The sequence below is a fragment of the Rothia similimucilaginosa genome (assembly GCF_029850985.2).
Classification (GTDB): domain Bacteria; phylum Actinomycetota; class Actinomycetes; order Actinomycetales; family Micrococcaceae; genus Rothia.
Genome location: NZ_CM138149.1, coordinates 1,613,534 through 1,637,404, shown reverse-complemented (window position 1 = coordinate 1,637,404; position 23,871 = coordinate 1,613,534). Strand labels below are relative to the sequence as shown.

Sequence of the window (23,871 nt, the reverse complement as noted above, 5' to 3'; positions counted from 1 at the left end):
CGTTTGCCCCGTAGGGGCGGCATAGCTCACAATTAAGGTATGACTTCAACGGTGAACTATGCATCTCAGCGAATTGTAATTATTGGTGGTGGCCCCGGTGGCTACGAGGCAGCGATGGTGGCTGCCGCATCCAATGCGGACGTGACTCTCATCGAGCGTAATGCCATTGGTGGCTCCGCCGTTCTGACTGACGTTGTACCCTCTAAAACCCTGATTGCTACGGCGGATATGATGACCCGCTTCTCCGAGGCGGGTAGCTTGGGCATTGAAAATACCAAGGGTAAGGCTCCGCAGCTTCGTGTTGATATGGACCGTGTGAACCGCCGAGTCCGCGACCTGGCTCAGCAGCAGTCTGCCGATATCAAACGTGCTCTGGCTTCTGCGGGCGTGAAGATTATTCACGGTACCGGTAAGCTCCTGGACCGCCACACCGTTCAGGTGACCGATGAGGCGGGTCTGGTCTACCCCCTGCAGGCGGACTTTGTGTTGCTGTCGGTGGGTACGCATCCGCGTGAAATGGCGACCGGTATGCCTGATGGAGAGCGCATCCTGACCTGGACTCAGCTGTACAACTTGTGCGAGGTTCCTGAGGAGCTCATCGTGATTGGTTCGGGTGTGACCGGTGCGGAGTTCGCCTCTGCATATAACGGTCTGGGTTCTAAGGTGACCCTGGTGTCTTCGCGTGACCGCGTGCTTCCCGGTGAGGACGAGGACGCAGCCCGCGTGCTGGAGGACGTCTTTGAACGTCGCGGCGTGCAAGTGATGCCGCGTTCTCGCGCGTCTGCTGTTGAGCGTACTGAGGACGGCTCCGGTGTCATCGTGACCTTGTCCGATGGCCGTAAGGTCTCTGGCACTCACTGCCTGGTGGCTATTGGTTCGATTCCGAACACTGAAGATTTGGGCCTGGAAGCTGCCGGTGTTGAACAGACTCCGAGTGGCCATATTAAGGTGGACGGCGTGTCCCGCACGAGCGTGAACAGCATTTACGCCGCTGGCGACTGCACGGGCGTGTACCCGCTGGCTTCCGTGGCTGCAATGCAGGGACGTATCGCTATGGCACACATCCTCGGTGACGCGGTGCGCCCGCTGCGCACTGATAAGGTTGCCGCAAACATCTTCACCTCTCCGGAGATTGCGACCGTAGGTGTGAGCGAGAAGGACCTTGCCGAGGGGGCGTACCGTGGCGATGCAGTGACCCTGCAGCTGAGCACCAACCCGCGTGCGAAGATGATGGCGATGCGCGATGGATTCGTGAAAATTTTTGCTCGCCGCCACTCCGGCACCGTCATCGGTGGCGTGGTGGTTGGTCAGCGCGCCTCCGAGCTGATTTACCCCATTGCCTTGGCTGTGGAGAAGAAACTCGCGGTGGATGATTTGGCGGATACCTTCACAGTCTACCCCTCGCTCTCCGGCTCTATTGCTGAGGCGGCACGCAAGCTGCACACTCGCGGTCTGTAATCTGTGCAGATGAGGCACTGAGCCGGACGTAGCATCTCTGAAGGTCCAGTATCTCTGCGCGTATAAAAGCGGTGGGGGCCGCCTCCTGAAGTTCTAAGATTCAGGAGTCGGCCCCCACCGCTTTGCTGTAGAGACGCGTTAGCTCCGCGAAGTTTTACTTCGTGGTGCTGACAGCGTTCATGTCCACATCACGGGTTTCGTGAGTGAGCAGGATGAAGACAACGCTCAGGATCGAAGCGAACGCCAGGTAACCGCCTACGGCAGCCACACCGTAGGAGGTGTTCAGCCACACTGCCACGAACGGGGTCAGCGCCGCACCGAGGATGGACGCCACGTTGTAGGCGATACCGCTGGCGGTGTATCGCACCTTGGTGGGGTACAACTCCGGCAGGTATGCGGACATGGAACCGAAGGACAGACCCATCAGGCACATACCGATGAAGATGAAGAAGGTGACCACTGCGACGTTCGCATTCTGGCCGGTGCCGACAACGGAGGGGGAGATGAACAGGCCGAAGCACAGACCGAAGACTGCCATCGCGATGGTGGTCCACAGCTGCTGGGTGCGGCGGCCGTACTTATCGGCCAGCCAACCCGAGATCGGGATGAAGATTGCGAAGCCGATGATGGAAATCAGCTGAATCACAAGGAACTCTCGGTAGGGGATAGCCAGACCGCCCTTTTCAACCTTGCCGATACCGTAGGAAAGAACCCACGCTGTCATCAGGTAGAACAGCACGTAGCATGCAACCATGATGAAGGTACCCTGAATCATGGGCCACCAAGCGACCTTGAACGCCTCAACGAGGGGGGTCTTAACCTTCTCGTTGTTAGCGGCAGCCTTGGCGAAGACGGGGGTCTCCTCCAGCTTAAAACGCACGTACAGGCCGACAGCGACCATCACGATGGACATCAGGAACGGAATACGCCAACCCCAGACGAGGAAGGGATGATCAAGGGTCTTACCGTCGGTCGCGGAGTTGAAGGAAATCCAGCTGGTCAGCAGCAGCATGAAGCCGTTTGCAAGCACAAAGCCGATGGGTGCGCCCAGCTGAGGCCACATAGCGGCGCGGGCACGCTTGCCTTCCTCAGCATATTCGCTGGCGAGTAGTGCTGCACCGGACCATTCACCACCCAGGCCCAGGCCCTGGCAGAAACGCATAATGGTTAGCATAGTCGGTGCCCACAGACCAATCTGGTGGTAGGTGGGCAGCAGACCGATGATGAAGGTTGCCAGACCCATAGTGAGCAGCGCACCGACGAGGGTTGCCTTACGGCCAATCTTGTCGCCGAAGTGGCCGAAGATTATTGAACCGAGAGGGCGCGCGATGAAGGCAACGCCGAAAGTAGCGAAGGACGCCAGAAGTTCAGTGGTTGCGTCCTTCGAGGGGAAGAACAGCACAGGGAACACAGCCACGGCTGCGGTGGCGTAAATGTAGAAATCGTAGAACTCGATGGTGGTACCAACGAGCGAGGCAAGAATAACTCGACTACGAGGAGTCGTATTCTTCACCGATGCAGCAGACGCTTTCGTGTCAGGTGCAGAGGCGCTCATGAGGAAAACTCCCAGATGGTGAATTTGTGTGTACACAAGGAGCCTGAGGTAGGTGTTCCATGACCGTTCAGCGCGGGATGCGGGTGTGCTGTAGACGCGTACCGGGGGCCGTAACTGCACCGGGTGGGGTGCGGTGGGCGCTGGATTCTGAAAGGCTCCTCTAAAGTGCAACATTATAACTCTGTTCAGAAAAAGCCCAACAAATGCAGTCACTATCTGGACGTAATCACAGGGGTTAGTCGCGTAAATCCCATAGAAACAGAAGAGAGCACATATGGAGAATCCCCCGAAAGGGTACGAGGTAATACCTCAACCCTTCCGGGGGATTTGTATAGCCTGGAGCGCTCGCGAGGGTGCTGAAAGGTCTTACTTGATGGTCGCCAGCACCGTACCGGAGGTGACGGTATCGCCAGCCTTAGCCGACAGACCCGAAACCTTACCCGCCTTGTGCGCGATAATGGGCTGCTCCATCTTCATGGCCTCCAACACCAGAATCAGGTCGCCTTCAGCGACGGTGTCACCGTCAGAAGCGGCAACCTTCACAATGGTGCCCTGCATGGGGCTGGTCAGCTCGTCACCGCCACCCTTCGCGGCGCCGCGCGCCGAACGGGACTTGCGGGTTTTGGACGCGGACTTAGCGGCAGGCTTCGCGTTACCGCTCAAATCGGGCAGAGATACCTCCATGCGCTTGCCGTTCACCTCAACGACCACGGTGGTGCGTTCATCCTCATCGGAGCGCACGCTACCGGGTGCACCAGAGTACATGGGGATGGTGTTGTTGAACTCGGTCTCAATCCAGCGGGTGTGCACCTTGAAATCGCCGCCCTCAGCCGGCGCGAAAGCGGGATCATTCAACACAACGCGGTGGAACGGAATGACGGTGGGCATACCCTCAATAGTCAGCTCAGCCAAGGCACGGCGGGCACGCTGCAGAGCCTGCTCGCGATCCGCTCCGGTGACAATGAGCTTAGCCAGCATGGAGTCGAAGTTACCGCCGATAACGTCGCCAGCCACGAAGCCGGAATCCCAGCGAACACCGGGTCCGGTGGGTACGGTCATCTTCTCGATGGTACCGGGGGCAGGCATGAAGGAACGGCCCGCATCCTCACCGTTAATACGGAACTCGAAGGAGTGACCGCGCAGAACCGGGTCCTTATCCTCAATCTTCTCGCCGCGGGCAATGCGGAACTGCTCACGAACCAAATCCAGGCCGGAAATCTCTTCAGAGACGGGGTGCTCCACCTGCAGTCGAGTGTTCACCTCCAGGAAGGAGATGGTGCCGTCGGTACCGACCAGGAACTCACAGGTGCCAGCACCCTGGTAGCCAGCCTCACGCAGAATTGCGCGGGATGCCTCGTAGAGGCGCTTGTTCTGCTCATCACTCAGGTAGGGGGCGGGTGCCTCCTCGACAAGCTTCTGGTTACGGCGCTGCAGGGAGCAGTCACGGGTGGATACCACCACAACGTTGCCGTGCGCATCCGCCAGGCACTGGGTCTCAACGTGGCGGGGCGAGTCCAGGAAGCGCTCGATGAAGCATTCGCCACGGCCGAATGCTGCGGTGGCTTCACGAACAGCGGATTCGTACATCTCGACGATGCTTTCACGGTCACGGGCAACCTTAATGCCGCGGCCACCGCCACCGAATGCGGCCTTCACCGCGATGGGCAGACCGTGCTCATCTGCGAAAGCAACAACCTCATCGGCGGACTTGACAGGGTCCTTAGTACCGGGCACCAGGGGAGCGCCCACCTTCTGCGCGATGTGGCGGGCAGCCACCTTATCACCCAGCTGGGTAATGGACTCGGGGGAGGGGCCAATCCAGGTCAGACCAGCGTCAATGCACTTCTGCGCGAACTGTGCGTTCTCAGAAAGGAAACCGTAGCCGGGGTGTACAGCGTCAGCACCGGAGCGGCGAGCGATTTCAATGAGCTTGTCCATCACCAGGTAGGACTGTGCCGCGGTGGCGCCGCCGAGAGCGTAGGCTTCATCGGCAAGCTTTACATGCTGGGCGTCGCGGTCGGGGTCAGCGTAGACGGCGACGGTCTGCAGGCCCTCATCACGGGCCGCACGAATCACGCGGACAGCAATTTCGCCGCGGTTAGCAATCAGAATCTTGCTGACCGGGCCAGTATGGCGGCCGGGGACTGCAGTAAATTTCTTGGGGGTTTCTGCCTGGTGCTGAGTCACTTAAAGCTCTCCTTTAATCTCCTGCTCCAAGGATACATTGGCAGGATTGGCGAATATAACGCGCATCATACTGTTCTATCTTATCGATTGGTGTTCAATAATGTGTATTTCAGGGCGCGCTTTGAGACAGATTTATATGATTACGCTGGATCTAACTCCTCGTCTTGGGCTGCTATCCACAACTCGGTTACCGCAACTTCGCGGCGGCGCAGCATATCGCGTAGCGCGTGGATGGATAAGCCCACCACCGTGTGGAACTCACCCTCAATACCGCGAATAAATGCCGAACCGTAGCCGTCCAGGGTAAAGGAACCGGCTACCCAGAGCGGCTCACTGGTAGCAATGTACGCCTCAATTTCTTCGGGGCTGAGCGTATCGAAGTGGACGGTAGCACTGCGCAACTCAGAAACAGTGGGTAGGTCAGAAGTAGCGGGTAATTCGGCACCCAGCTCAATGCCACGCAAATCCACGAGTGCGTGACCGGTATGCAGCACACCGTAGTTGCCGCTCATTGCGCTGATGCGCTCACGTGCCGCCTGAGCAGTGTGAGGCTTACCGTAGGCAACCCCCTCAAACTCGAAGACCGAATCGCATCCCAGAACCAATGCATTGCGTACACCCTCGGCGGCAAGTTCGGCGGCAACTGCCTGCGCCTTCAGTTGCGCCAGCAGGGAGGCTGTTTCAGCCGGGGTGAGTCCTGCCCGTCCCTGCGCTCGTGCCTGGTTGTTGGCGGCGGTGAGCGCGGCGTCCTCATCTACGGAGGAGACGCGCACCGTGAACACGATGCGCGAGTCTTCCAGGAGCTTGCGGCGCGCCGGGGAGGCGGAGGCAAGAATCAGTTGGGTTGATGAAGCACTGGTAGTCATGGGTTCTATTTTAGAGTGTTGCCGGCGAGTTTTACTCTCGGGTGCAGATTGAGGGTCACTAGGTGGAACCCTCCGCCGGTGTATCAGCGCTGAATACGGGCCCTAGGAGTAATCTGAGGGCGTGATCTGCGGGAGGGGAGGGCCGGAGCGTCGAGCTCGGAGGGTATAAAAAAGAGCGTGTCCCATCCCCCTCAACCACGTAGGAGATGGAGCACGCCGTTCAAAATCATAACTCTTCTCAAGAATTAACGAAAAGAAGGATCGATCGTGATGTTTTATGACGTTTGACGAATGTATTTTGCCCATGCTGGGGGCATAGACGGTGGAGAAGCAGCACGGCGCTAAGCAGTACCGCCTAGCGCCGTGTGTGAGCCTCAGCCAGATTAGCGGCGTGCCGTCTCCTCCACCTCGTGAAGTCGCTGCGCCTCGCCGGCGATGCGCTCATTGTAGAATTCCTGAGTCACAAAGCCACCCTCCGAACGGGGAGCGTTGTAGAGATCCTCATCCAGGATGCCCTCGCGGCGAGCCACAATTGCGGGAACCAGAGCCTGACCGGCAACGTTCAGAGCGGTACGGCCCATATCAACAATCGGGTCAATCGCCAGGAGCAGACCCACACCGTCCAGCGGCAGACCCAGAGTGGAAAGGGTCAGGGTCAGCATCACGATAGCGCCGGTCGTACCGGCAGTCGCAGCCGAACCGAGAACGGACACCATTACAATCAGCAGATACTGAGTGAAGTCCAGTTGAATACCGTAGAACTGAGCCACGAAGACCGCGGCAAGAGCGGGGTAAACCGAGGCGCAACCGTCCATCTTGGTGGTCGCACCCAGCGGAACGGCGAAGGATGCGTAGGCGCGGGGAACACCCAGGTTGCGTTCGGCAACGGTCTGAGTCATCGGCATCGAACCCATCGAAGAGCGGGACACGAAGCCCAGCTGGAGCGCCGGCCACACGCCAGAGAAGTACTGGCGGACCGATAGGCCGTTCGCGCGAACAATAATCGGGTAGACCACGAGAAAGACCAGTAGCAGGCCAATGTAGAGAGCGATGACGAACGCGACCAGCGAACCCATTGACGCCCAACCGTACGCGAACACTGCCTTAGCAATGAGACCCACGGTACCCAGCGGTGCCAGGCGAATAATCCACCATAGAATCTTCTGAATAATCTCCAGAGCGCTCTTGACCACGTCAATGAACGGCTTGGCTGCCTCACCGACCTTCAGCGCGGCAATGCCGACCACGCCGGAAATGACCAGAATCTGCAGCACGTTGAAGGATGCCGAGGCGGTGATGCCGGAATCACCGGACTTAGCGCTGACGCCCAGACCCAAGAAGTTCACCGGAATCAGACCGGTTAGGAACGCGGTCCATGACCCGGTCGAGCCGGTGTACGCCTTGCCCTGCACCTGCGCGCCCACGCCCGGCTGAACAAGCAGGCCCATCGCAATACCAATGAGCACTGCGAAGAACGCGGTAATCGCAAACCAGATGAGCGTGTTAACCGCCAGACGCGCCGCGTTAGTCACCTGTGACAGGTTAGAGATGGAGGCGACCACGGCGGTGAAAATCAGCGGAACAACAGCCGCCTTCAGCAGGGTGATGTAGGAGGAACCAATGGTATCTAAGGTCACCATGAGCCAGTTAGGGTTGCTCTTCGCGTCCCCGCCCAATGCGAGAGCGAGCGCGCCAAGAACAATACCCAGAAGGAGGGAGGCAATGATTTGGTTGCCGAAAGAAGTAGCCCACTTGGGTAGACGTGAACGAGATGCTGCATGCGGTGTAGACATGTGGCATACTCTAAACCTTTTGCGTACTCCGGCGCGAGTTTGTGTGAAGAAGTATTGCAATCCGGTGCAGTATAGGGGATGTGTGACGAATCGTGACCTTCCGGCGGCACCTTTCGGCAGTGCATCCAACAGCACATCTACCAGTGTGTCCACCAGTGCTGCCTGCTGCGCCAGTAGGCAGTTAGATCGGCTGATAGTTAACCGGCAGTCACCGCAAAAGCAAAAAGAAAGGAAACAACTGCGCAACATGCTGGGAAGCTTGCTGAGATTTTGCCGTCAGCTAATAATCCGAAAGCTAGAGCTTGATATGCTGGAGCCACACCGGTAGTCCGGCGAAAGTCGCCGGATGATGCTGTATTCACTCAGTTTTATATACGCGCTGAGTAATACGCCACGCACCACCGTTCAAGGAGAGATGCATGAGTTCTGCTCCCCAATACCCCGGCGGAACCACCACCCCTAACGTTCCGAAGAAGCCCGGCAACCGCATGGAAGCAGTTGCCAACTTTGCTACCCGTGCCGCACAGACCTCTGCCCAGCAGGCCCTGAACCTGGGTGCAACCCGCCCCGGCATCGCCAAAATGATTGCCGTAGCTGGCGCTGGCGTGCTACTGATTGGCGGTGGCATCTTCGCCTACAACTCCATGCACCAGGAAGAGAACGCATTCCTGTCGCAGGGTGAAGAGTACGCCCGCGTCTGCCAGGACGCGAAGACCGCCCTGCGCGTGGAAGATAGCGAATGTGAGAAGGCAGGCGTTCAGGAGCCGACCGAATCGCCTTCAGGCTCTTCTACGGAGTCCTCAAGCTCTTCCGGTTCTTTCGGTTCTTCTAGTTCCTCAGGTTCGACCACCACCCACAGTAATTCGAATGCGTTCCTCTGGTACTACCTGGGTCGCCAGAGTGCTGCGAACTCCACCGGTACCCCCATGGTTCCCGGTGTGGGCACCAGGCTCTCCGGAGGTAGTACTACCCGACCCAGCAACGGCACCGTCTACAGTGGCGTTTCCTCTAAGGGCGGTAGCTTTGAAGACTCCTACCGCAGCGCGAAGAAGTCCTCCACCATCTCCTCGGGCAAGGTGACCGGCACCAACAACTCCGGTAAGACCTCCTCGGTGCGTAATAAGACCACCGGCTCGGTCTCCAGCGGTAAGCAGGGCACCAGCAATAGCGGTAGCACCGGCTCCTACAGCAAGTCGAACACCTCCAAGTCGGGTTCGTCCTCGAAGTCCGGCAGTAAGGGCGGTTTTGGCGGCGGCTCCAAGTCGGGTGGCGGTACCTCTGGTGGCTAAGCCATAAACCATCACACTGAATGCGGGCAGGGACTGAACGGTTCCGCCCGCATTTTCCTCACTATTTTCCAATCACTATTTCGAAGGAGCCTAGCCCCTCATGCGCCGTGAAGAATTTCCTGTCGGTCGACCCGACTGGGAGAACGTCATCATTGAGGAAGGCCTCACATACAGCGTGGACGGCCCCCACGACACCGACCACTATTGGAACGAATACGCCGCCTACATTTTCAGTCCGCAAGAAATGGACTTCCTGCGTGCCCAGGCGGAAGAAATGCACCGCATATGCCTGGAAACCGTCGAATACATTGCCTCCGGCGCGTTCGGTACCCTCGGTCTGCCGCAGGCGGCATTCAACCTCGCCGTAGAATCCTGGAACCGCCGCGACGCCGACTTCTACGGCCGCTTCGACTTCAGCTACTCCGGTGTGCCCGGAGACCCTATGAAACTGCTCGAATACAACGCAGACACCCCCACCGGCATCGTGGAGGCGGCAGTCAGCCAGAAAACCTGGGCGAAAGATCAGCGCCTCGACACCCGCGGCTACGCCCACTGGGGCGAAATCGGCGAAGCCTTCACCAACCGTTGGCGCCATATCTTCGCAGCCGAAATTGCCGCCGGCGTGCAGCCTGTATTGCACCTGGCGCATGTGACCGCTGAGATTGATGAGAATAACGAGGACTACAACAACCTCTGGCTCATCGCCTACGCGGCACAGCAGGCGGGCATCAAAACCCACATGATTCCCATCGACGAAATCATCTTCAACGATGAAACCAAGAGCTGGGAAGATGCCTACGGATGCACCATCACCAACCTCTTCAAGCTTTACCCCTGGGAAGACCTGGTCACCGACAGCGATGCAGGCTACGACAAGCTCCTCTTCGCCTACCATGGCGCTGTGCAGCGCTGGATTGAGCCAGCGTGGAAGATGTTCCTCTCCAATAAGCTGCTGCTCGCTGCGCTCTGGGACAAGTACCCGGGCCACCCGAACCTCGTACCCACCTACGCGGGCCACCGCGGCGGCATGCGTAACTGGGTTCGCAAGCCCATCTTCGGGCGTGAAGGTGACGGCGTAGAAATCTACGCCCCCGACTACGACGTCTTCATCAAGCCTGAAGACGACGATTTCTTCGCCAGCGCTCCCGAAAGCGAATTCATCTACCAGGAGTACATTCCGGCACCGCACTACGAAGGGATTATCAATCCGGTCAGCCACCCCATCCTCGGCGTGTGGGTGGTCGACGGACGCACCGTAGGTGTGGGCATCCGTGAATCAAACGGCGCGCTCACCGACTACTGGTGCCGCTTTGCCCCGCACCTGGTGGATCTGAACGACTCTACCGGCATGGGATTCGACACCACCGACCCCCGCACCGCAAACTTCGGATAGCCCCCAGAAGATATAATCCTCAGAAGACACGAAAATACAGCGAAGTCCCCGCATCAGCCGCAAAGCTGGAGCGGGGACTTCATCTATAGAGTTCCTCATCGAAGACTCTAGCTCAGAGATTCCAGATCAGAGGCTCCAGAGATCCACTCGCCGAGGAACGAGCAGACGAGGGGCTACTCGTCGTCCTCATCATCGTCATCCTCAGTATCCAGAGGAAGCATCATCTCGTCGGTCAGGGCGCGGCGCAGAGTGTCCAGACCCACCGAACCAAGCAGAAGCGCACGTGTGTGGAACGCACGCATGTCATCGCCGCGGTGCAGAGCCTGATCGCGTAGCTCCAGCCAGAGGCGCTCGCCAATCTTGTAGCTTGGTGCCTGACCCGGCCAACCCAGGTAACGCAGGAACTCGAAACGCTGCTGACCCTCGGACTCGTCCAGGTTCAGCTTCAAGAACTCGTAACCCAGGTCAGAAGTCCAGATGGTGCCCGGCTCAACGCCTAACTGCTCAGCCCACTCATCGGGAATCGGCATCTCGCAGTGAACACCAATATCGAAGACCACGCGGGCGGCACGCATACGCTGAGCGTTCAGCATGCCCATGCGGTCACCCGGATCCTTCAGATAGCCCAGTTCCTCCATGAGTCGCTCGGCATACAGTGCCCAGCCCTCACCGTGACCGGAAACCCACAGCATGTTTGTGCGCCAGGAGTTCATGGTGCCCTTCAGAGCCGTAGCGATAGCGATCTGCAGGTGGTGGCCCGGAACACCCTCGTGGTACACAGTGGAGGTTTCACGCCAGGTAGTGAACGTGTCCTCACCCTCGGGAACCGACCACCACATGCGTCCGGGGCGCGAGAAATCGGGGGAGGGGCCGGTGTAGTAAATACCGCCCTCATTCGTGGGCGCAATGCAACATTCAATGCGGCGCATGGGGCCGCCAATTTCAAAATGAGTATCCGCCAGGTTCTCTACCGCGGTGTCGGCGAGCTTCTGCATCCACGCCTTCAGCTCATCGGTGCCGTGCAGCTGACGTGCCGGATCCTCATCGAGTAGCTGCTTCGCACGCTCAATGCTTGCGCCCGGCTCAATCTCTTCGGCAACCTCACGCTGACGAGCAATAATGCTCTCCAGCTCCTTCACGCCCCAGGCATAGGTTTCGTCCAGGTCAATGGTGGTACCCAGGAATGAACGGGAGTGCAGGCTGTACGCCTTACGGCCCACAGCGTCGCGGGAGGGCGCGACCGGCTGCAGCTTCTCCACCAGGTAGCTGTTGAGGCAGCGGTAGCCTTCCTTTGCAGCCTCGGCACCGGCGGCAGCCTCATCCTTTAGGGAGGGCACAGCTGCGGCAACTTCGGTCGCAAGCTCGTCAAAGAAACCACCGGGAGCATAGTATGCGGCGGTCTGCTCAATGACAATATCCACCTGGCGGCGCGGGGCAACCTTACCCTCTTCACGAGCCGCCTCAAGAGTCTGGATGTGGCCCTCCAGCGCCTCGGTCACGCGGTGCATACGACCAATAATGTGCTCCCAATCCTGCTGGGTATTGCGCTTCATCAGGTCAAAGACTGAGCGCACCTCCTGCGGGACGGAGGCAATATTGTTCATCTGCCAGCCACCAAAGCCAGCCTTGTACTGCTTGCGATACAGGCTCAGACGCTCCTGCAGAGCATCCAGGGTGACCAGGTCAACGTCATCAACAGGCAGGACGTTATCGACCTTCTTCAAAGTCTTCTTAGCAAGGCGCGCAAAAGCCTTCTCCCCGGCGGGTGAGTAGTCGGGATACAGCGTCTCTACACCTTTACGACCAAGCTCGGTTGCCTGGACGGGGTTCAGGTCGAGGACCTTTTCAAAATATTCGTTAGCGATCTGATCGACGTCGGTCAGCGAGCGCTTCAATCGGTAGATGCTGGGAAGTTCCTGGTAAGTGCTCATGTTCATATCCTAACTCAGGGGTGTGCCTTCAACCACGATTTTCGGTGATTTAGGTCGCCTAAACCGGCAATATTACGGGCTGAGCAGCACCGAATGCGAGGAAAATGGCTCACCTGGGGACAACTCACCGGGGCGCAGGCGCGAAAACGCCCCGGCTTTCTCCCACCTGAACGTGCAGGAAAGAGAAGACCGGGACGCCACCAAGATAGGCTAAAAGCTGCTAGATGGCGAAGTATTCGCCGTTGAGTTCCAGCAGACCGTTCGTGCCTTCAACCACGCCGAGGCGGTGGGCAATGAGGCGGTCCTGCAGCTCATCGCCGGATACCAAGTCAACCAGAATGTTCGGGTATTTGGTTGAGCAGCGGATGAATTCATCGTATGCCTCATCACTGAACGGTGCGTTCGTGATGAAGGTGCCGAGCTGACCACCGCGGGCGTGAATCGCCAGGAAGAACGCGGTAATATCCTGCGGCTGAACGCTTGCGGACAGAACACTGCTAGCTACCGGGCGCAGAGTACGTACGTAGAATGCGCGTTCTTTTTCGCCGGTGGCGGGGATTGCCACGCCGTCCACGCCCTGAGCTTCCAAAGCCTCTACAGTGTAGCCGCGCATTAGGAACAAATCGAAACCAATGCTACGGAAACGCTCCTCAGACACCTGAGCCAACGCCGGAGCCAACGCCTCGCGGCGGAACACCTGACGGTAACGCTTCAGCGCCTCACGCACCTGAGCGGCAGCCACCTGCAACGCGGTCGAGGGCTCAGTAGCCGAAACAGCAGGAGTGGATACAGCAGACTGGGCGGTAGCCTCAGCGACCGGTCCCGCCGGAACCTCAGCGGGCCCCTGGGCAGTAGCCGCTACCGGCGAACCAGCTGGACGCGCCAACAACGCCGGAGAAGCACCCGGAACCGGAGCCAACTGCTCACGAGATGCACCCTCACGAGCCGCCAGACGAGCCTGACGCTCCGCCGCGCGCGCCTCCTTAGCAGCCTGAAGAGCCTCCTCACGAGCCTGCAATTCAGCCGCAATATCCTGAGGCAGCTTGTGCTTGAGTGACTGCGGCGGCAACGGTGCCATGCGGGCGGTCACCGCCTCCGGAGCACCCTCCGGGAATCGCTTGAGCAGCTCCTTACCCGCATCGCTCAGCTCATAACGCTCCGGATTCTTGCGAGAAGTACGACCCGTACCCTCACGCAGAGCATTCAGGTAGCGTTCGCCCTTAAGCACATGCATCGCCACCGAATAGCGGTTACGCAGACGTGGGGTCAGCTTATAACGGTGCGGAGCAACCTCACCCTGTAGGTACGGGATATCCAAGGCGAGCTTCAACTCATCGTAGATGTTGTAGTAGGAAATACGCGGGTTCTCCTCCACAAGCTTCAGAATCGGGTGCAGCAACTGATGTGGGTATGGCAGAGCATCTACAGCAGCGGGATCCAGTAGGGCCGAAGCCACCAGCTTCTGAACGCTCGGCTCAACCATCTGCGCCAGAGCCGGCGCGAAAGCCGAACCCAGTGAATAGACAGTCTCACCCTCGGAGAGGTAGTGGTGGGCAATCAGCACATCGTAGAGGTAATCCTGTGCGTCAATCTGCACAAAGTAAGGGTTTGAGGACTCCTGCTGAATGCGCTCGTCGCGGTCAAAGACCTGCTCCAGGCTCGGAAGGCTCAGCTCCACATCGGCGCCATGGTCGTTGAGGGTGTCGAGCAGAAGAACACCCATATGGGTCAGCAGAGCATCAGTTGCGGCAATATCCTCAGCCGTAATGGAGGCGCCCTCATCTTTCACCAGTGCCAGCACGGAGCTTAGCTCGCTCGCCGGCACGCCGGTCTCCTCATAGCGTGCCACCAGCTCCTTCGCCGAAGGCGACAGCGAGTACAGAGTCAGCGGAGAATCCGTGTGCTCGTGAATAGTCTTGGTGCGGAGGTAGCCCTCGCGGGTCAACAGGCTCAGCGCCTTAGCAATCACCGGCTCAATAATGCGCTGCTCCAGGTATGACAGACCGTACCAGCCCTGTACGAAACCGCACTCGCGTAGCACCAGCTCGCGAATCTTCACGGGAGCCGCCGCAGGGTAGGACGGGGTCACGCTCAGAACGATGGGCAGAAGCTCACGTACCGTAATGTGAGAGAGCAGAACCGGGTAGAACTGCTTCAGGTAGAAGAGGTGCACGCCGCTAAGGAGAGGCAGAACCGGCAGAAGAGCCTGTGCCTGCTGTTCCTTCGGAGTACCGAGTAGCTCACGGCCAGCCTTGCTGAGGCTGTAGTGCAGGTTGCCCGGATGCAACTGGCTGAGGGATACCTCAAGATAGTTAGCATTGACCAGCGCCGCGATCAGCTTATTGAGTGCCTCACGGAAGAGAACATTGTCATCGACCGCAATGAAACGCTGAGTCATATTGAAACCCAGGTCCACACCTACGGGGGTGTACATATCGGGGAAGAAAACCTTCTCGCCATGGTCCTGAGCGCGCTCAAAATGGCGGAGCAGAGAGAAAGCCGCCGCAACGCTGAGAGTGCGTGCTTCCTCTGGTAGAGCCTCCCACGAGGTTTCCTGCTGCAGAGAGTGCAATTCCGAATGGTCGATATGGAGCATTGTTTTATTCACAAAAGCCACGCTGGGCTCCTTATCTGGTGGTATTTATCGTGCGGGCATTCTTCATAAAGTGCAGTCATTCGAGCGGGAAAATAATCACACAATACTGGGCGACACCATCTTTATTTTTGGGTCGTCACTTTGGTAACCCGTCGTGAAGAGAAGCAGGAAAGACAGATTTCTCAGCCCGTTTCGCTTACGTACCGTCTTCTATGACGTGCACCCGGAAAGAACGCTATAAATTATGGTGAAGTACTGACACCGTCACGGGTATATGCACTTCGTGAAATAATGCGAGTATATATAACGCATTACAATCCCATTGTATCGGCTGGTTCAAAAAATAACCTAGATTTCTAAAACCAGCCGATATATGAAAAATATCCTCAAGGAAAAGTGAAAATACATTAAGTGAAATAACGCAGGAAATGCGCGAAGACCAGAGACATTCAGAGAGAAAAACTCACCTCAAAACACCCCCGGCTACTCCAAACCGCAAGCAAAATACTCCTCATCAATGCGATAGCCGCACTCGCCCTCACCATCAAGCACGCCCACACGATGGCGAATCATCAGCTCCACCAAGTGGTGCTGATCAACCAGAGCAATATTGCGTGCACCCGGCAAACCCTGCAAATACTCAGGCACCGGATGCGCAAAAGCACCGCAGGTCACCAAAACGCCCTGTAAACCGCCGTGCAGAAGTACCGCACCGGCAAGCTTCTGAATCTGGTTGGGGGTGACCTTCATAGTTCCGCAATAATGCTTCACCTGAATATAAATCGGCGCGAAATCCAGGCCCTCAGAATAGTGGGCAATAACATCAACACCCTTATCATCAGCACCGCCGGTTACCTCGGTACTAAAACCAAGAGCCGTAAAAATATCGGCAACAATCTGCTCAAAATATTCTGGCGTCACCGCGTGAATATGCTGAATCAAATCCTGCGTAAAATGCTCCGCAAACTCAGCCTGAGCGTGAATCACCGGCGAATCGCTGGCACGCAAAATAATATCCAGCGGAGACTGACCGGCAGGCCAAGAATTTGCAGGTCCAGCAGAATTTAGGGCGGGGATAGGGTAGTCGGCATCGGTTGCATCATAAGCAGCGGGGTTCAGCTGAGTATAATCAGCACCTGAGAAAGGTGACAGAGTATGAAGGGCACCGGTATCAGAAGCGCCAAAAATGAGGCGATGCTCTTCCTCAGCATTCTCCAGTAGCGCGTTCGCCTGCTTCTGCAGCTTCTTCACACTCTTCGCCGTCAAACTCTGAGAGCACAAAGCCTGCACCTGCTTCACAACATGCGGCGGCACCGAACCGTGCAGATGCGGGGTGCAGGTCAGTTCGGCACCCAGGGGAGTAAGCAGGTACTTCCTCTTCTCCCACGGAGTCAAACGAGGCATAAGCTGGGCATAACGAAGTGCCACCAAGATTTTCAAGGTGGTACGCACAGCCACCGCAAAATCGGTGGATTCAAGAGCTGGTAGGTTCTTCTTCGACCCCAACGCCTTAGTCTGCTGCCGCAACTGCTCGCTAACATAGGCGGCGGTGCGAGGCACAGTCTTCGACAAGCGCCGTAGTGCCGGCAACAGAAGCGTGATATAGACATCCGGTGGGGGCCTATGGTTTTTATTCATCATCTTTGCCACGGTCCCTGCCAATTTACTAACACTATTGTGACGGTATATACATCGTAGCATCAGCATATATCATCATGACTTTATTGGCTCTAATATGACGAAACCATATGAATCAGTGTATTAGATATTGAATAACGCAATATAAGTCTTGAATTTGGGACAATACAATAGATTCCCGTCATACCAGCAGGTGTAACGGGAATCTATCCGTCAGATGTGAGCTACCCGCATTACATGGGGCGAGCGCGCCTCCACGAACCGGGGCCCGGGCGCAAGGAAGCGCCCAGGCGCTGACCGCGGTTCAGGATCCGTGAAGCGGCACCCACCAGCAAGTTCTGCTCCTGCTGCTCGCCATTTGCCTGCATCATTGCAACCACCGCGGTGAGGGCAGCAATCTCCTCCGGGGTGGGGGATCCCATAACCACCTTCAGTAGAGGCTCCTGCTTAGTGTCAGTATCTACCGAAGGCTGAGCAGAATCCTTCGCGGCGCTGGATGCGGTATCTGCATGCGCAGAAGAATGTGCGGAGCTACGCTCAAGCTGCTCGGCGCTCTCAGTAGCCTCCGAACTATCCTTCTTTTTACCGAATGAGAAATAATTCAGCGGGTTGTAGCCTGCCAAAGGCACACCTCCTTAGAAAACCTAAAATCCTGTGAATGCCCGCGCCACAAATGGTGCGGGCACATCGGAAGCCTACAGCGGGATATTGCCGTGCTTCTTCGCCGGGGTTGCCGCACGCTTATCGTGCAGGGCACGCAACGAGGAAATAATACGCATGCGAGTCTCACTCGGGGCAATAACCTCATCAATGTAACCCAGCTCAGCAGCCTGGTATGGGTTCAGCAGCTCTTCCTCATACTTGGTAATCAGCTCAGCGCGGCGAGCCTCAACATCGCCACCCTCAGCCGCCAGAGCAGCCAGCTCACGACGGTACAGAATATTCACCGCACCCTGGGCACCCATCACGCCAATCTGAGCGGTGGGCCACGCCAGGTTAATATCGGCACCCAGCTTCTTCGAACCCATCACAATGTACGCACCGCCGTACGCCTTACGGGTAATAACGGTGACCAACGGAACGGTCGCCTCCGCGTAAGCGTAGAGCAGCTTAGCGCCGCGGCGAATAATACCGTTGAACTCCTGATCGGTACCGGGTAGGAAGCCGGGAACATCTACAAAAGTCAGAATCGGAATGTTGAACGCATCGCAATGGCGCACAAAACGGGCAGCCTTCTCCGAAGCGGAGATATCCAGGCAACCTGCGAACTGCATCGGCTGGTTCGCCACAATACCAACCGTGCGGCCCTCAACGCGGGCGTAACCAATCATCACGTTCGGGGCGTAAAGTGCCTGCATCTCCAAGAAGTGGCCGTCATCCACGACGGACTCAATGACCGCGCGCATGTCATAAGGCTGGTTTGCCGAATCCGGGATGAGAGTATCCAAATCCAAATCGTCTACAGTTACCACCGGTTCCTGGTCATGCTCCAGGGGCAGAGGCTCAGCAAGGTTGTTTGAGGGCAGGAACTCCAGAAGCTCACGCACAAAGTCGAAAGCGTCTTCCTCATCTTCAGCCAGGTATGTGCTGGTGCCGGTCACGGCGTTATGCTGACGCGCACCACCGAGGGTTTCCATGTCCACGTCCTCACCGGTCACAGTCTTGATGACGTCCGGGCCGGTAATGAACATGTGTGAAGTTTTATCCACCATGATGATGTAGTCAGTCAGAGCGGGGGAGTACGCGGCACCACCAGCGCAGGGGCCCATAATGACAGAAATCTGCGGAACCACACCGGAGGCGCGCACGTTCATGCGGAAAATATCGGCAAACATCGCCAGAGAAGCCACACCCTCTTGGATACGGGCACCACCACCATCGTTAATGCCGATAACCGGGCAGCCGTTCTTCAGAGCGAACTTCTGCACCTTCACAATCTTCTCGCCGTTCACCTGTGAGAGAGAACCACCGTAGACGGTGAAATCCTGCGAATACACGGCAACAAGGCGACCATCCACGGTGCCGTAACCGGAGACTAGGCCGTCCCCCAGAGGCTTCTTCGCCTCCATGCCGAACGCGGTGGTGCGGTGGCGGGCGAGGGCATCAAATTCTACGAAAGAACCCTCGTCTAGAAGCATGTCGATGCGCTCGCGGGCGGTGTTCTTACCGCGTGCGTGCTGCTTCTCAATAGCTGCCTCACCGCTGGGAGCAAAGCTATGTTCTCGACGTGCATAAAAATCAGCGAGCTTACCGGCGGTGGTGCTCAAGTCAAAATCCTGCTGGAGGTTCTCGGACATTATTCCTCGTTCCTGCTCCACCCGATCGTCGGGAGCCAGTGGTTGCGGTGATAGGGTGCTCAGGTGCCCCGAAGAGCACTCTTGAACAACGTACATATCTCTCAACTATAGTGCGAACTAGCACACATATGCCAGATGAGGAGCCAGAATATCAACACTAGATACACTTTCATGCACACACTGCCCGCAATGATGCGCGAAGAGCGCGAAAGAGGCATCTAGGACGCAAAGATACGATGCGGAAAAACCCCCTCTTGCACCGGCAATCCTTGTCGGCGAAGGGGGGAGCTACTTGAGCTTTGCGAAATTTAGATGGTGCCCAGGACCGGGTTCCATTCAGTCACGGTGTGAGACAGAACTGCGCCACCAATGTTCATCGGGTCGTTAGCCACAATCTTCTCAGCAGCCTCAGCGGAATCAACCTTGGCAATCAGCAGAGCGCCGGCGGGGGTCTCGCCATCCAGCAGGGGGCCGGAAACAATCAGGTTGCCCGCCTCAATCTGCGAACCAAGGTACTCACGGTGAGCAGGACGGTACTTCGCCTGCTCCTCAGGAGCAGCGTAAACGTAAGTAATTGCGTAATAAGCCATATCGGTCTTCTTTCGAGCAGAGCGGAGGAACCTCCGCAGCCGGTCGGTGCTTCATGCACCCTCACTGTCTAATGTACCGTCTCGGGTGCCGGGTGGGTATCACCGGCGGCAAGAAATTGATATGGTGAGAAACCAGTGCGATTGGAGAGAAACCGGCAGGTTTTGGCGGCGGGTCGGAGTACTGCAGAGTAGCTTCGGACAGGACAGAAAGGCGCAAACTATGGAGGAGAATATGCATACCGAGAGTGATCGTTCGGTTTTGGATGCGCCGCGCATCCGCACCATTGCAATGGAAACTGGATACTCCAGCGTAAATCTCTACAATAAAGTCGACTCCACTACCACCCGTGCCCGCGAGGTACTTATGGGCGGCACGGACTCCGAACGCGAACAGCTCGGCGAGCTCTCTGTCTACACTAGCCTCTACCAAAGCGCCGGACGCGGCCGTCTGGCCCGAGTCTGGATCGCCCCTGCCGGTGCCTGCCTCGCCACAAGTATCGTGGTGCGCCCGCATGCCTCCGCCGACCCTCTCGCTCGAGAACTCACCGAAGACAGCTACCACTGGCTGACCCTCATCGCCGGGCTCAGCGTGGTCGATATTTGGCGTGACTACGGGGTAGACGCCGCCCTCAAATGGCCCAACGATGTGATTGCACAGGGTGCCAAAGGCTGCGGAATCCTCGCCCAGCTCGTTCCCGAAAGCGGCTCCACCGAGCAACAACGCAGCATTATTGTGGGCATCGGCCAGAATACGAACATGTCCGCCGAACAGCTGCCCGTACCCACCGCCACCAGCCTGAGCCTGTGCACCGGGCAGGTCATCGACTCCTCCGAGGTGCTCACCCGACTCCTTAAGATCTTCGCCCGCCGCTACCGCGCCTTCGTGCGCGCCGGCGGTGACCCCGAGCGCCCCGACCCCCTCAACCCGCAGAGCATCAGTCTGCTCGATCAGGCACGCGCCGCCACTGCAACTCTCGGAGCTAGCGTGCGCATGAGCCTGCCGGATGGAAGCACTGTAGAAGGCATCGCCGAAGACCTCGACGCGCAGGGGCGCATCCTCATTCGCCGCGAAGATGGAACCCTAGAGCCCTACGCGGTGGGCGATATTGAGCATCTTCGCCCCGTCAACGGTAGCTACGGAGACTTTCAGCAGGCACACTAGAACCAACCCCTAAAATTACAGTCCGGCACGGCAACTGCATCAATCCACACCGCCTCAACTGGCGCCTCCAGCCGGCCCATAACAACCAGCACAGCTAAGGAACACCATGCGTCTGCGCGGAAAACTCAACCCCGGTGAGCATGTCATCATTACCACTCGACAGCACTACGGCGCCCTGCTACCCGCGCTCGCCTACATACTGGTTGCTATCGCCGCCTCAACCTTTGCCTCCACGGCACGGTCCTCACCGATTCTGTGGACTCTCGGCATGATGTGTGCGGTTGGTACTGTTCTCGGAGCGGTGCGTACCGGATGGCGTTGGGCTACCACCTCCTACCTGCTCACCACGCACCGGCTTGTGGTTCGCCGTGGCGTGATGATCCGAACAGGAGACGACTCTCTCTACTTGGATTCCATGGGGGAACGCTGGGTAAAACAACGCGGCCCGGGCGCCTGGTTAGGCTATGGCTCCGTGTATGTGGTCTGCCACGGAGCGCACCACTGTCTGACCTATGTGCCTGAACCCAGGCGTTTTGAAAAAGAAATTAAATCCGCTAGACGTGACTATTACGCCTTGAGTTCCCGCTACATCTAGCTTTTCGGGGGTGTGTCTGCCAACTATAAAGAGGGTAGACCGGTTGACTCAGAGCCTAACCTGGCACCTAAATCAGCTGAAAAATGTGGATTAGAGTATTCTTAAATGTGAATTACTCCACTAAAATATCTTTGGGGGTGGATGCTTTGGTGCCCAAAACACCGCAGTGGAGGGTATATTAACAAGGCGCTATACAGTGAAGTAGTGCACAATCGACGCACAGCACCAGCTAGCGCACCCGCACGAGAGAACAGATGATTCGGCAGATATGAAAGGAGCAGCAACGGTAATGAGCACGGCAGACCCCCAGAAACCTGCACACTCTCTGCAGGGTACTGGCGCCACCATGGGCCCCGAAACCCAAATGCTGAACCTCAAAATTCTGCAGAACCTCGCGCAGAACAATATCTATCGAGACGAGGAATCCAAAGCAGGAATCCGAGCCCTCGAAAAGTCGCTCCTGGGACAGGGCCGCCGCTACACCCCCGTAGAAGCCGCAGAGTGCGCCGGACTTCCTCTCGAAACCGCCCAGCGTATCTGGCACAACATGGGTTTCCCAACGATCGCCGACCACTCGCCCTACTTCACTGAAACAGACGTGCAGATGCTTGCAGACCTGCAGAAGTTGGACGCAGAAGGCGACATTCGCATGGAATACGTGGCATCTCTTGTGCGCTCCGAAGGTCAACTGACCGACCGTACCGTCGCATGGCAGATTGAGGCGCTCGTGCACAATATCATGGTCACCGAAAACCTCAGCGATAATGATGCCCGCCGTAAGCTCCTCAAAGACTTCCCACGCTACCTTGACGTTCTTGAGCGCCTGGCGCTCTACGCATACCGTCGCCAGATGTACGCCGGAATCCTGCGCCTGGGATTGCGCGAAAACAACGTGACCACCTCCGGACTTTCTCGCCTGCCCCTGGTGCGAGGCGTAGGGTTCGTTGACCTGGTTTCCTACACCTCCCTGGTACGTAACCTAGATGCCGCAGCTCTCTCTCAGCTCATCAACCACTTTGAGCAGAGCTGCCTGGACGTTATCGCACCCCTGGGCGGTCGTATTATTAAGACCCTCGGTGATGAAGTTTTCTTCCTTACCGAAGCCCCGGACGCTATCGCAGAAATTAGCCTGCGGCTCTCCGAAAAGATCGGTGCCGACCCGCAACTACCGGATGCCCGCGTCGCCTTCATCTGGGGCGAAGTTCTGGCTAACCGCGGCGACGTGTACGGCTCCAGCGTGAACCTGGCCGCACGCCTGGTCTCCCTCGCTGAACCGGGTACCGTACTGACCGATAATGAGACAGCAAACACGCTCCGACAGGTGGGAAATCGCTATACTCTCACCTCGCAGGGAACGCGAAATGTTAGAAGCTTTGGTAACGTAGACCCCGTGGCGGTGACCCGTCGCGTGAACTACACAATGGAGATAGACCTCTCATGACTGAACTGAAACTACGTACCGGTGGTGCAACGCACCGCGGCGCACATCGAGAAAATAACGAAGATTCGATGGTCGTCGCCGGTTCCCTCTGCGTGGTCGCGGACGGTATGGGAGGCCATGAATCGGGCGAGGTCGCTTCGCGCCTGTGCGTGCGTCAGCTCGCCTACTCGCCCTTCTTCACCATGCCTGGCGGACGCAGCGAAGGAGAACAGCAGACCTACGTTAAGCGCCTCGCAGCTATTGATGAGGAAGACCCCGTTAAGCGCCGTCGCCGCGCAAATACCCTGCTTAACAACGAAATTGTGGGCGCCCTGAACCGTTTGCACGATATCCTCGGCGAAACCAACGAAGAAATTAAACAGGCGCTCTCCCACGCTGGCGGCACGACCGTCACTGGCGCCTGGCTAACCAACATCGGGGACCGTAACCTGTGGGTTATTTTCAACGTGGGCGACTCGCGAACCTACCGTCTGTTGCGTGAGGATGAGGGTATTCACCACTCCGCCATGGAGAAGCTGCCCGGTTCTGAGGGCTCCGCCTCGCTGGAGCAGGTCACCGCTGACCACTCCGAGGTGCAGTACCTGGTCGATGAAGGTCAGATTACCGCCCTGGAGGCGCTGACCCACCCGCGCCGCAACGTAATTACCCGCGCGCTGGGTACCGGTAACTACTGGGAACCGGACTTCTGGGTTCTGCCCGCCCGTGCCGGTGACCGCCTGATGCTCTGCTCCGATGGTCTTTCCGGTGAGCTTTCGCACGAATACATGGCGCGCGTACTCACCTCGATTCGCCACCCGCAGGACGCCGCTGACGTGCTCCAGCACGAGGCGCTGCGTTCCGGCGGCCGCGATAACATTACCGTGATTGTTGCCGACGCAGTCGAAGCCTAAACTTCATACTGTTTGATTCACCCCCGCCTTCTATAGGCACTCGCTCGAGTGCCTATAGAAGGCGGGGGTGAACTGTATCCGCGCACAGAAACTAAGGAGGCATAATCGGGTAAGCGGCTACGGCACTCTTGCATTATCGTTTACGTCATCGTTTGCGTTCGCGGAACCTGCCAATATGACCAGCGATAGG

Annotated in this window: 17 protein-coding genes; 7 read left to right on the top strand and 10 right to left on the bottom strand. The window is 57.7% G+C overall.

The features are described 5' to 3' along the window. Positions 1 to 39 precede the first annotated feature (39 nt). Complete coding sequence (locus QFX07_RS06740; RefSeq protein WP_279754330.1) at positions 40 to 1,458, top strand: NAD(P)H-quinone dehydrogenase; 1,419 nt, start codon at positions 40 to 42, stop codon at positions 1,456 to 1,458. 154 nt (positions 1,459 to 1,612) lie between these two features. On the opposite strand, the gene QFX07_RS06735 is transcribed toward QFX07_RS06740, so the two are convergent. The 4 genes from QFX07_RS06735 to QFX07_RS06720 form a co-directional block, all read right to left on the bottom strand. Next, positions 1,613 to 3,013, bottom strand: a complete 1,401-nt coding sequence (locus QFX07_RS06735) for an MFS transporter (protein ID WP_279754331.1) — start codon at positions 3,011 to 3,013, stop codon at positions 1,613 to 1,615. Between the two features lie 366 nt (positions 3,014 to 3,379). Beyond that, a complete protein-coding gene (locus tag QFX07_RS06730; protein ID WP_279754332.1) occupies positions 3,380 to 5,200 on the bottom strand; it encodes an acetyl/propionyl/methylcrotonyl-CoA carboxylase subunit alpha in 1,821 nt (606 codons plus the stop codon). Positions 5,201 to 5,340: 140 nt separating this feature from the next. Beyond that, positions 5,341 to 6,066 carry a Maf family protein gene (locus QFX07_RS06725; protein ID WP_279741984.1) on the bottom strand — a complete coding sequence of 242 codons (726 nt, stop codon included), beginning with the start codon at positions 6,064 to 6,066 and terminating at the stop codon, positions 5,341 to 5,343. A 383-nt stretch (positions 6,067 to 6,449) separates the two neighbouring features. Further along, positions 6,450 to 7,859 (bottom strand): dicarboxylate/amino acid:cation symporter, encoded by a 1,410-nt coding sequence (locus tag QFX07_RS06720; RefSeq protein WP_279754333.1) that lies wholly within the window; start codon positions 7,857 to 7,859, stop codon positions 6,450 to 6,452. Between the two features lie 419 nt (positions 7,860 to 8,278). On the opposite strand from QFX07_RS06720, the gene QFX07_RS06715 reads away from it, so the two are divergent. After that, positions 8,279 to 9,148, top strand: a complete 870-nt coding sequence (locus QFX07_RS06715) for a hypothetical protein (RefSeq protein ID WP_279741986.1) — start codon at positions 8,279 to 8,281, stop codon at positions 9,146 to 9,148. Between the two features lie 100 nt (positions 9,149 to 9,248). Further along, the gene (locus QFX07_RS06710; RefSeq protein WP_279754334.1) at positions 9,249 to 10,541 is read left to right on the top strand and encodes a glutathionylspermidine synthase family protein; all 1,293 of its coding nucleotides are present in this window, start codon (positions 9,249 to 9,251) and stop codon (positions 10,539 to 10,541) included. Positions 10,542 to 10,714: 173 nt separating this feature from the next. On the opposite strand, the gene QFX07_RS06705 is transcribed toward QFX07_RS06710, so the two are convergent. From QFX07_RS06705 to QFX07_RS06680, 6 genes are all read right to left on the bottom strand, one after another. After that, entirely contained in the window at positions 10,715 to 12,472 is a 1,758-nt protein-coding gene (locus tag QFX07_RS06705; protein ID WP_279741988.1) for a DUF885 domain-containing protein, read from the bottom strand. A 220-nt stretch (positions 12,473 to 12,692) separates the two neighbouring features. Further along, positions 12,693 to 15,089, bottom strand: coding sequence for a restriction endonuclease (locus tag QFX07_RS06700; protein WP_279754336.1), 2,397 nt, complete (start codon positions 15,087 to 15,089; stop codon positions 12,693 to 12,695). Between the two features lie 462 nt (positions 15,090 to 15,551). Next, positions 15,552 to 16,640 carry a restriction endonuclease gene (locus QFX07_RS06695; protein ID WP_279754337.1) on the bottom strand — a complete coding sequence of 363 codons (1,089 nt, stop codon included), beginning with the start codon at positions 16,638 to 16,640 and terminating at the stop codon, positions 15,552 to 15,554. Positions 16,641 to 16,939: 299 nt separating this feature from the next. Beyond that, positions 16,940 to 17,335, bottom strand: a complete 396-nt coding sequence (locus tag QFX07_RS06690; RefSeq protein WP_279754339.1) for an acyl-CoA carboxylase subunit epsilon — start codon at positions 17,333 to 17,335, stop codon at positions 16,940 to 16,942. A gap of 66 nt (positions 17,336 to 17,401) precedes the next feature. Continuing rightward, on the bottom strand, positions 17,402 to 19,003 hold the full coding sequence (locus tag QFX07_RS06685) for an acyl-CoA carboxylase subunit beta (RefSeq protein WP_279754340.1): 1,602 nt from the start codon (positions 19,001 to 19,003) through the stop codon (positions 17,402 to 17,404). A 308-nt stretch (positions 19,004 to 19,311) separates the two neighbouring features. Further along, positions 19,312 to 19,593, bottom strand: a complete 282-nt coding sequence (locus tag QFX07_RS06680) for a YciI family protein (RefSeq protein WP_005508857.1) — start codon at positions 19,591 to 19,593, stop codon at positions 19,312 to 19,314. A 232-nt stretch (positions 19,594 to 19,825) separates the two neighbouring features. Between QFX07_RS06680 and QFX07_RS06675 the strand changes: the two genes are divergently transcribed. The 4 genes from QFX07_RS06675 (at position 19,826) to QFX07_RS06660 (ending at position 23,681) form a co-directional block, all read left to right on the top strand. Beyond that, a complete protein-coding gene (locus QFX07_RS06675) occupies positions 19,826 to 20,755 on the top strand; it encodes a biotin--[acetyl-CoA-carboxylase] ligase (protein WP_279754342.1) in 930 nt (309 codons plus the stop codon). A 106-nt stretch (positions 20,756 to 20,861) separates the two neighbouring features. Further along, entirely contained in the window at positions 20,862 to 21,350 is a 489-nt protein-coding gene (locus QFX07_RS06670) for a glucose ABC transporter permease (RefSeq protein WP_279754343.1), read from the top strand. 289 nt (positions 21,351 to 21,639) lie between these two features. Beyond that, a complete protein-coding gene (locus QFX07_RS06665) occupies positions 21,640 to 22,791 on the top strand; it encodes an adenylate/guanylate cyclase domain-containing protein (RefSeq protein WP_279741997.1) in 1,152 nt (383 codons plus the stop codon). Continuing rightward, positions 22,788 to 23,681 carry a PP2C family protein-serine/threonine phosphatase gene (locus QFX07_RS06660; RefSeq protein WP_279741998.1) on the top strand — a complete coding sequence of 298 codons (894 nt, stop codon included), beginning with the start codon at positions 22,788 to 22,790 and terminating at the stop codon, positions 23,679 to 23,681. The genes QFX07_RS06665 and QFX07_RS06660 overlap by 4 nt, the downstream gene beginning before the upstream one ends. The last annotated feature ends 190 nt before the right edge of the window (positions 23,682 to 23,871 follow it).